This window comes from Flavobacterium sp. (genome assembly GCF_035760125.1).
Lineage (GTDB): Bacteria > Bacteroidota > Bacteroidia > Flavobacteriales > Flavobacteriaceae > Flavobacterium.
In genome coordinates, this window is record NZ_DASTTN010000255.1 from 1 (window position 1) to 9,456 (window position 9,456).

Here is a 9,456-nt window from a genome sequence, read left to right on the forward strand (position 1 = left end):
AGTAAATTTTAATGACTTTATAATTTCATAATCCAATTTCAATCCACCTTGTAAGGTAACGCTTCTTTGCTGCTCATCGAAAAAATTCAATTGAGCCACTGGATTTCCAACATTGTTAAATGAAGATCCAGTTTCGCTGGCAAAGCCATCATCACCTACACGAGAAACACCATATTTACCATCAGGAAAATAAACTGGCACAATTGGTGATTGTTTGTATGCATTTGTAAAAGCACTCAATGGTTTTGGTGCAGATTTTGCAGATGTAAAACTAAAAGTTTGATTTATAGTCAGCTTTTTGGAAATTTTATATTCATTATTATTCCTGAAAGTTGTACGACCATAATCTAAACCATTTAAAACTGCTTTTTCTTCGTAGTTTCCTAAACTGAAAAAGTATTTTATATTTTCCGATGCTCCAGAAATAGAAACGTTATTTTGAGTGTATGTTCCAGTTCTCGTAATTTCATCAAACCAGTCAGTGTTTACAGGCTGGTCTTGTGAAAATGTAGTCGTTTGTAATGCAGCATTCGTATAATGAGAAAATTTATTACTCCCAGCCATTTTTACCTTTTTCAAAGGCTCTCTCATACCTGCAAAGCTTTCAATTTCAACAGAGATTTTCTCACCTTTTCCTTTTTTAGTCGTAATAATGATTACTCCATTAGCTGCCCTTGTACCATAAATTGCAAGTGCTGATGCGTCTTTTAAAATTTCATAAGAAGTAATGTCATTTGAGTTAATATTATTGATGTTTTCTGTTTGCATTCCATCAACAATATATAAAGGGGTTCTCCCCCCTAAAGCAGTACCCAAACCTCTAATAATTACTGAAGGTGTACTACCTGGCAAGTCAGATGAAATTACCTGTACACCAGCCGCTTTACCTTGAATAGCTTGCGAAGCATTCAATACTTTGGTTTTGGTAATCTCTTCCGCTTTTATGGAAGAAATAGCGGTAGTATTATCTATTTTCTTTCTTGTACCATATCCAATAACTACTACTTCTTTTAATGAAGTGTCTTTGGATTCTTTCATTGTTATAGTCATTGGTGTCAAAGTTGCAGCAACTGATACAGATTCAAAACCGACTAAGCTAATTTTTAATATTGTGCCCTCTTTGGCATTAATACTAAAACTTCCATCAAAATCAGTATCAGTGGAAACATTTCCTGCAACAACAAATGCTCCAGGGATTCCAAGTCCATTCTGATCTGATACTTTTCCTTTGATTACTTGACCAGACATATAGGCTGGAAGTAGAATGAGTGCTAAAAAGCTAAAAATAAAATTTCTCATAGGTTTGTTAAACGTTTAAGTTAGTTCAGCTAAATTAGCTAAATACAACGTTGTAGTAGACGAAACGACACTACTACACGAATACATCAAACCCTGATAATTGGATAATAAATCCTTATTTTACAGCTGTTTACAAAGAACATGAAGTACTACATCGAAGAGTGATGATGTAGTGATGATGTATTATAATTCCATAAAAAAAGCATAAAAAAAGTATAATATTAACAAAAAAAATGCTTTTTTTATACAGATAATAGAAACTTAGAAAGTGTTTCCTCTTGTGCAAGCCCTAGTTTTTTTCTTAGACGATAGCGATGTAGCTCCACTCCTCTAAAAGAAATATTCATCATTGGGGCTATTTCCTTCGAGGAAAGATTCATTTTTAGGTACACACACAATTTAATATCCTTTGAAGTCAAGTGTGGATATTTTTTCGAAAGGGCAATAATGAATTCATTATTAATCTGATTAAGATTGGTTTCAAAAACTTCCCATTCATGCTTATTGACAGCATTAATTTTTATGGCTTTTTTAATCTCACTTTTTAATTTATTAAAATCGGATTCTGTATCCAAGATATTCTGAATATTTTCAATCATTTCACTTTGCTTTGCTATTGAAAGTGATTTACCTGCAACTTCCGAAGATTTTGATTGCAATTCCAATTCCAAAATATGTTTCTCATATTCCTGGCTATTCAATTCATTTTCGGCTTTCAATTCCATTTCCAAAATTTCCTTCTGATGCTTTAATTCTTCTTTTTGCAATTTAAGCTTCTGAATGTATTTCATCTTATTCCATTTATAATAAAGATAAAGGATAAGCCCAATCAAAATCAGATATACGAAAATCATCCAAGCTGAAAAATACCATGCTTTGGCCACAACAAACTGAAAATTGGCTATTTTATCATAATTTAAACCGTCATTACTATAGATAGTGACATCGTGGGAACCACTGCTTAGGTTATTCAAAAGAATCAATCCATCTTTGATAGGAAAAAAATCTTTTGTCCCATTTATTTTATAAAACAAATCTGGCTTTGTCGCACCATAAATTCCAGATATTACATTTATCCTTAGCTCCGAATTATGATTAATTTTTGAATTGTTTTCGACCAAAATACCATCATTGAAAGCTTCAATCTTTACATTGGTTTTCTTCTTTTCATCGTATTTTAAATCAAGTGAAATAAAACCATCATCCAAATTCAGCAGAAAGTTATTTTTATCTTTAAACACTTTCAAATTATCATTGATGATTTTTCCCTTATAATATTTCTCTTGAATGCTGTTTCGGATAAATTTAGTACCATGAGCATATATATGGTACAAAAGCCCATCCTGAAGTACCATAAAATGATTTTCATCGATAGCCACAATATCAGAAACGTTTTTAAAATTAGCATTAAAAAGTTCATTGGCTTCCAATTGATTAGTAATGGAATTAAAAGTATACCATGAATTATCTATCAAAAAAAGAATTTCATTTCGGAATTCAAATATCTTAACCCCAAAGTCATTGCTGATTTTACTGCGTTTGGTCACATTATCAACTTTGGTGGTCTTATAATCATCATTATAAAGAATATGATACAAACCTCTATTATTATCAGCTGCCCAAATTTCGTTTTTCCTGTTTTGTGCAAGATATTTGATAGGCTTCAATATTCCTTTTATCTCTATTTTTTTATTTAAATCATTAGGATCGCTGTAAATAACTACTCCACTGTAAGTCGCTTGTAAGTAAGTATTATTAATACTGCTTTTGGCCAAATTCCAGCCTCCGTTAATGTTACTCAATTTACCAAACAATCCGTTTTTATAAATATAAGTTCCCTCATTATGACCAATTAGATATTGATCGTTAATTTTACTAATATTCCAAGCTTGTCCCTGCGTGTTGGGAATTAATGTAAGCTGCTTGTCTTCATATTTAAAAACACCGTGATTAGAGGCCATCAAATATCCTTTTGGAGTACTTGCCACTGAATATACAGAGCCTAAAATCCCTGAACTGTCATAAAATATCGAAATTGGAGAATTAACTTCGATATGGGCGATTCCATTATCAAGACCTAACCATAAATCATTCTCTTTATCCTGACCAATACTCAAAATTGAGTTGTTCATCAAGACATTATTCCTATTTATATTTTTATAGGAACCGTCATTCAAATCCAAAATATAAACACCTTTATTGGCAGTTCCTATAATCAATTTATTGTTTTTAATGAATTGAGCAATATTTATATTGGCTGTTTTCAATATATCATTTAAACCATTCTTCCAGGGATTCAAAACATTATTCTCAAGCACATAAACGCCGCTTTTTTTTGTAAAAAAATAAATTTTATTTTGGTGCTTTTGAATAGTATGAATTACATTATTTTCCAAAAGAGACAATCCATTTACTTTTTCAATTTTTTCATTAGTCAATCGAAAGATTCCTTTTTCAACTGAAGCAATCAATATTTGATTGTCAATAACAAAGCAATAGGAAATCAAAAAGGTAAATGGCATCTCTTTTATAACCTTTCCATCAAAAACGAAAATACCATTAAAAGACTGAAAGTAAATTTTGTTTTTGAACTTGAATATCTTCCAGATTTCTTCATTATTATTTGCATCAAAAACCTTTTTCCCTTTCGTAATAGAAACATAATGCATCTTGGTGTCTTTTCGGTACCAATAACCGAATTCTTGATAAGAACCTGAATAAATCCGATCTCCATCTACCATAATGGAACGAATAATTGTTTTGTTCGGTAGCGTATATTTATCCCATTTTACGCCATCATATCGCAACAAATAATAATTATTGGCAAAATACATGGCCTTATCATTTCCTTGTACAATATTCCAAATCTGATTATCTCCTTGATAATTTGATTTGTTATAGTTTTCAACAAAAGGAAGCAACTCTTGAGCAAATAGTTGCAATGACACAAAACCAAAAAAGAGTATGTAGAGTAGTTTAGCTTTCAAAACGTGAAGATTTTTCATCAAATATAATTACATTTCTTCAATAAAATTCACAAAAAAAGCCTCTGAATACAGAAGCTTTTTGATGATGTGATTTCATTTTAACTTAATAGCAATTCATAAACCTGATTAGCTATTTCAATTTCTTCATTAGTAGGAATAACCAAAATTTTTGTTTTTGAATCTGGAGTATTAATTTCCCTAATTTCTTTAGAACGAATTTCGTTTTTGGCAGAATCCAATTCTAATCCAAAATAATCCATATCGGTACACACTAATTTTCTGATGTATGATGAATTCTCTCCAATACCGGCAGTAAAAATAATAGCATCCAACCCATTCAAAACAGCCGCATAAGAACCTATAAATTTCTTAATCCTATAGGCATTCATATCCAAAGCCAGTTGACAATCCAAATTCCCTTTTTCGGCATTACTTTCGATATCTCGCAAATCACTAAATCCGGTAAGACCTAACATTCCGCTTTGTTTTTGCAATAAATTATTCACGGCATCCAATGAATATCCCAATGAATTAACCATATGAAAAATTATTGACTGATCTACATCGCCGCTTCGTGTTCCCATAATCAAACCGTTCATTGGCGCAAAACCAAGTGTGGTATCTATACTTTTACCGTCTTTTATAGCTGTCATACTACATCCGTTTCCTAGATGTATGGTAATGATTTTAGATGATTTTCCAGAATTCTTTTCATTCAAATAGCGAATTGCTTTTTCGGAAACATATTTGTGGCTTGTTCCATGAAAGCCATAGACACGTATTTTATTTTCTGTCAAAAGATAATTAGGTACCGCATATTTATGTGCCAAGACTGGAATGGTTTGATGAAAAGCTGTATCAAAAACAGCCACTTGTGTTGCATCACTGAAAATTTCTTCCGCTACAGTTATCCCCTCTAGATTGGCAGGATTATGCAAAGGCGCTAAATCTGAAAGCTGTCGTATCTTGTCCTTTACTTCTTTTGTAATCGTTACTGTATTCGAAAAATCACTTCCTCCATGTACCACACGATGACCAACGGCTTCAATCTCTGAAGTACTTTTGATAACTCCAACTTTATCATCCATTAACAATTGAGAAATCTTCTGCAATCCAATTTTATGATTGGCAATTGGTAAAGTTTCTTCAACTTTGACCGAATTGGTCACATAACTAAAATTTGAAGATTCTAACCCTATTCTGTCAATCATTCCACTACAAATAACTGTATTGGCAGGCATATCTATTAATTGATATTTAATAGAAGAACTTCCCGAGTTTATAATTATTATTTTCATTTAAAATTTTATTTAATTAAAAAGCTATAAATCCTGTGCTTGAATAGCTGTAATTACTACTGTATTTATGATATCGTCGACGGTACAACCACGGCTCAAGTCGTTTACTGGTTTGTTTAAACCTTGCAACATTGGACCAATTGCTAATGCTCCCGTTTCTCTTTGAACCGCTTTGTATGTATTATTTCCAGTGTTCAAATCAGGAAAAATCAATACACTCGCACGACCGGCAACTTCAGAATTTGGCATTTTGCTTTGCCCTACTTCTAAGTCAACTGCGGCATCGTACTGTATTGGCCCTTCGATTTTAAGATCTGGGCGTTTTTGCTTCACTATTTCGGTTGCAAGTCTCACTTTTTCTACTTCATCCCCTTTTCCAGATGTACCTGATGAGTAGGATAACATGGCGATCTTTGGTTCAATTCCAAAAGAAATACTTGAATCCGCAGATGAAATAGCTATTTCTGCTAATTGCTCCGCTGTCGGATTCGGATTGATAGCGCAATCTCCAAAAACGGAAACACGGTCTTCCAAACACATGAAAAATACTGAAGACACTACTGAGGAGTTTGGTTTTGTTTTAATGAATTGTAACGCAGGTAAAATGGTGTGCTGAGTTGTATGTGCTGCACCCGAAACCATTCCGTCTGCATGCCCTTTATACACCATCATCGTCCCAAAATAGGAAACATCTTCCATTAAATCTCTTGCCATTCCTAGAGTCACATTTTTGGCTTTTCGTAACTCGTAATAGGTATTTACATAATCATCGTAGTTTTCAGATTCTATTGGATTAATGATAGGCACCTTAGAGAAATCAAAATCTAAGCCTAATTCGGCTACTTTACTTTCTATTTGTTTTTTATTTCCAATAATAGAAATATCAACAACATCCATGGCCAGTAAACGAGCTGCAGCTATAATAATCCTTTCATCATTTCCTTCTGGTAAAACAATATGTTTTCTATGGGCTTTGGCTCTTTTTACCATATTGTATTGAAACATTTTAGGAGTCATTCCTTCCGCTTTGAAGGCATTAAACTTGTCGATTAATACATCTAAATCAACGTATTTATCAAACGTATTTATCGATGTCTCAATTTTTTGAATATTACTTGCATATATTTTTGGCTTAATATTTCCAATCTGATTGGCAATATGATAAGTACCCCCTTCTACGGTAATAATTGGAACCACTGATGACAAACCCTCAATTAATTTCAAGATACTGTCCTCGGGTATTATATTCCCTGTTAAAACAATACCTGAAACTGTTGGATAATTAGCAGATTCATTTGCCTGTAATGCCCCTAGAATAATATCAGCCCTGTCGCCTGGAGTGATAATGAGGTTATTCTCTTTAAGGTGTAATAAATAATTACACAGTTGCATCGCACCAATGCTATAACTACTCACTTGATTGTTCAAATATTCTTGACCAAATAATACTTTAGCATCCAATACTTCTACAATTTCTTGCATAGTAGGATTATTCAAACTACCAATTAATGGAATAGAATTGATTAGAATTGATTCTGGTAAACTTTTCTGCAATCCCGTTGTAACCAATTCTAAATTTTGGGGCTGCACTTTATTAGCAATTACCGCCAATACTTCGACTTCTTTTACCTTAAATGAATTATAAGCTAAATTCAAATTATCGATTAATTCCTCCAATGTTTTCCCTTCTCCAGAACCAACAATGATAGTAGGTATCCCAAGATTTTTGGCAATCAGAACATTCATGTCCAATTCAATGACAGTTCCTTCTCCTGTAAAACTTGTTCCTTCAACTAAAACAAAATCAAAACGGTCTTCCAGTTTTTTGTATTTTTCAATAATCAAATCAACAACTTCACCTAATTTTCCATTGTTTTTTTTCTTGATTAATTTACTTTTTGTAATAGCATAAGCATCTTCATATTGAATATCTAAGTCAAAATATGAAATAACCATCTCGATATGAGTGTCTTTTTTGCCCTCTTCATAATCTTCAATCACAGGCCTAAAATAACCCACTTTTGCAGTCTTTCCCAACAGCATTCTCAATAACCCCAAGGTAATTATCGTCTTACCGCAATTCTCCTCAATCGTTGCGATATATATAGCTTTTTTCATATTCTTACTTTTAAAATTTAATCTCTTTAAATGCTTTATACAAAATTACATCTTTAATTTCCTTCTAAATATGACCAAAATCAGCTTTAAATAACAAACTGTTACTTAATTCCAAAAATCAAAACCATCTTCGCCTTTTAAAATAAAAAACCATCCCAATTACTACCAAGAACATAAAACCCACCACCAAATAATATCCATTGTGATATCTCAATTCGGGCATATTGTCAAAATTCATTCCATAAACCCCAACAATAAAAGTAAGCGGAATGAATATTACCGAAATAATGGTCAGCGTTTTCATAATCTCATTCATCTTATGTGTTTGAGCCGCAAAAAAGAAATTAGAAGCACTTTCCAAAGACCCCATATCCGACTCTATTTGTTCCAAAAGTTCTAAGCATTTTTGATGCAAACGGGTAAAAAAGCTAAAATTATCGGGCTCAATTTCATTAAATACATTATCCTCTTTAATGTTTTTTATATCATATAAAGAATCCCGAAGCGGAATAATGGAACGTTTCAAAAAATTAAAATTATCCCTGTGTTTTTCAATTTTTTCCAATATAATAGGATCGGCGCTATTCTTGGTAAAATCTATCAATTCTTCTATCTTATCCTCCTCGTTTTCAAGTGTTATGTAAAAATTGCCAATAATGGCATCCAGCAAAATATACAATAGATAGTCTGCATTCTTTGTGCGCACAATTCCAGAATTGGTTCGAATGCGTTCGCGTATATGAGTGAAAAAATCGCTTCTTTTTTCCTGAAAAGAAATTAAGATTCCTTTTTTCAACAAAAAACTTATCTGCTCCACTCGTATATCATCAGTGGTTTCTGAAGGCAGCATTGATTTTATATTAAAAAACAAAACATCTTTTTCCTCTTCAAGTTTAGTTCTTTTGGTGGTATTCAAAATATCAGCCAACATAAAATCGTCTATATTAAAATGGTCTGCGATTTCTTTAAGCAAATTAATATCAGTTAATCCATGAATATTCAACCAATTTATTTTAGTTAAATCGATATGCTTTTCCAAGTTAGCAATAGTGCCATTCTCATATTCATCAACCGTACAATCGTCATAAACAAACAATTGCATCTCAATCTCTTTGTTTCTGTGCAAACCGGTATATTCGAGCGTAAAAGGCTGTAGTCGTTTGCCTTTCTTGTATTTAATCTTTCTCATAAAATAATTTGTATAGTAATATTACGAAAAAAAATATAATGTATTTGACTTTAAAGCATAAAAAAACCGAGCCATTTCTGACTCGGTTTTTCATTTATAATCATTGTAAAGACGCAATAAATAGCTTCTCTACAAGAAATAATTATTTTACTTCTTCGAATTCAACGTCTTCAACATTGTCTCCTTGTGCTTGAGCTTGTGGCTCAGCAGCTTGTTGACCTTGTTCTCCTTGAGCATACATCGCTTCAGTAGCTTTTTTCCAAGCTGCATTGATGTTGTCAAGAGCAGTTTGAATTGCAGGAATGTCTTGAGATTGGTGAGCCATTCTCAATTCAGTCAATGCATACTCGATAGCTACTTTGTTATCATCAGACAATTTAGCTCCAAGTTCTTTCAATTGAGACTCAGTTTGGAAGATCATTCCATCAGCTTCGTTCAATTTTTCAGCTCTTTCTCTTGCGATTTTGTCAGATTCAGCATTTGCTTCAGCATCTTGTTTCATTCTTTCGATTTCTTCAGAAGTTAATCCAGAAGAAGCTTCGATACGAATGTCGTGAGATTTACC

General features: G+C 32.6%; 6 protein-coding genes. All 6 read right to left on the reverse strand.

The features are described 5' to 3' along the window. Positions 1-1,299: TonB-dependent receptor plug domain-containing protein (locus VFS71_RS09235; protein WP_326400829.1), on the reverse strand; the 1,299-nt coding region annotated here is incomplete at its 3' end. A gap of 242 nt (positions 1,300-1,541) precedes the next feature. After that, positions 1,542-4,304 carry a histidine kinase gene (locus VFS71_RS09240; protein ID WP_326400830.1) on the reverse strand — a complete coding sequence of 921 codons (2,763 nt, stop codon included), beginning with the start codon at positions 4,302-4,304 and terminating at the stop codon, positions 1,542-1,544. Positions 4,305-4,384: 80 nt separating this feature from the next. After that, the gene (locus VFS71_RS09245) at positions 4,385-5,584 is read right to left on the reverse strand and encodes an acetate kinase (RefSeq protein WP_326400832.1); all 1,200 of its coding nucleotides are present in this window, start codon (positions 5,582-5,584) and stop codon (positions 4,385-4,387) included. A 24-nt stretch (positions 5,585-5,608) separates the two neighbouring features. Further along, positions 5,609-7,702, reverse strand: coding sequence for a phosphate acetyltransferase (gene pta, locus VFS71_RS09250; RefSeq protein WP_326400834.1), 2,094 nt, complete (start codon positions 7,700-7,702; stop codon positions 5,609-5,611). 118 nt (positions 7,703-7,820) lie between these two features. Beyond that, positions 7,821-8,891, reverse strand: coding sequence for a magnesium/cobalt transporter CorA (corA, locus tag VFS71_RS09255; RefSeq protein WP_326400836.1), 1,071 nt, complete (start codon positions 8,889-8,891; stop codon positions 7,821-7,823). A 142-nt stretch (positions 8,892-9,033) separates the two neighbouring features. Further along, positions 9,034-9,456: Hsp70 family protein (locus VFS71_RS09260; RefSeq protein WP_326400838.1), on the reverse strand; the 423-nt coding region annotated here is incomplete at its 5' end.

What these genes read in the sequence shown, in the direction of transcription:
- corA (WP_326400836.1), bottom strand. Translation starts at nt 8,891, where the DNA reads ATGAGAAAGATTAAATACAAGAAAGGCAAACGACTACAGCCTTTTACG.
- VFS71_RS09240 (WP_326400830.1), bottom strand. Translation starts at nt 4,304, where the DNA reads ATGAAAAATCTTCACGTTTTGAAAGCTAAACTACTCTACATACTCTTT.
- pta (WP_326400834.1), bottom strand. Translation starts at nt 7,702, where the DNA reads ATGAAAAAAGCTATATATATCGCAACGATTGAGGAGAATTGCGGTAAG.
- VFS71_RS09245 (WP_326400832.1), bottom strand. Translation starts at nt 5,584, where the DNA reads ATGAAAATAATAATTATAAACTCGGGAAGTTCTTCTATTAAATATCAA.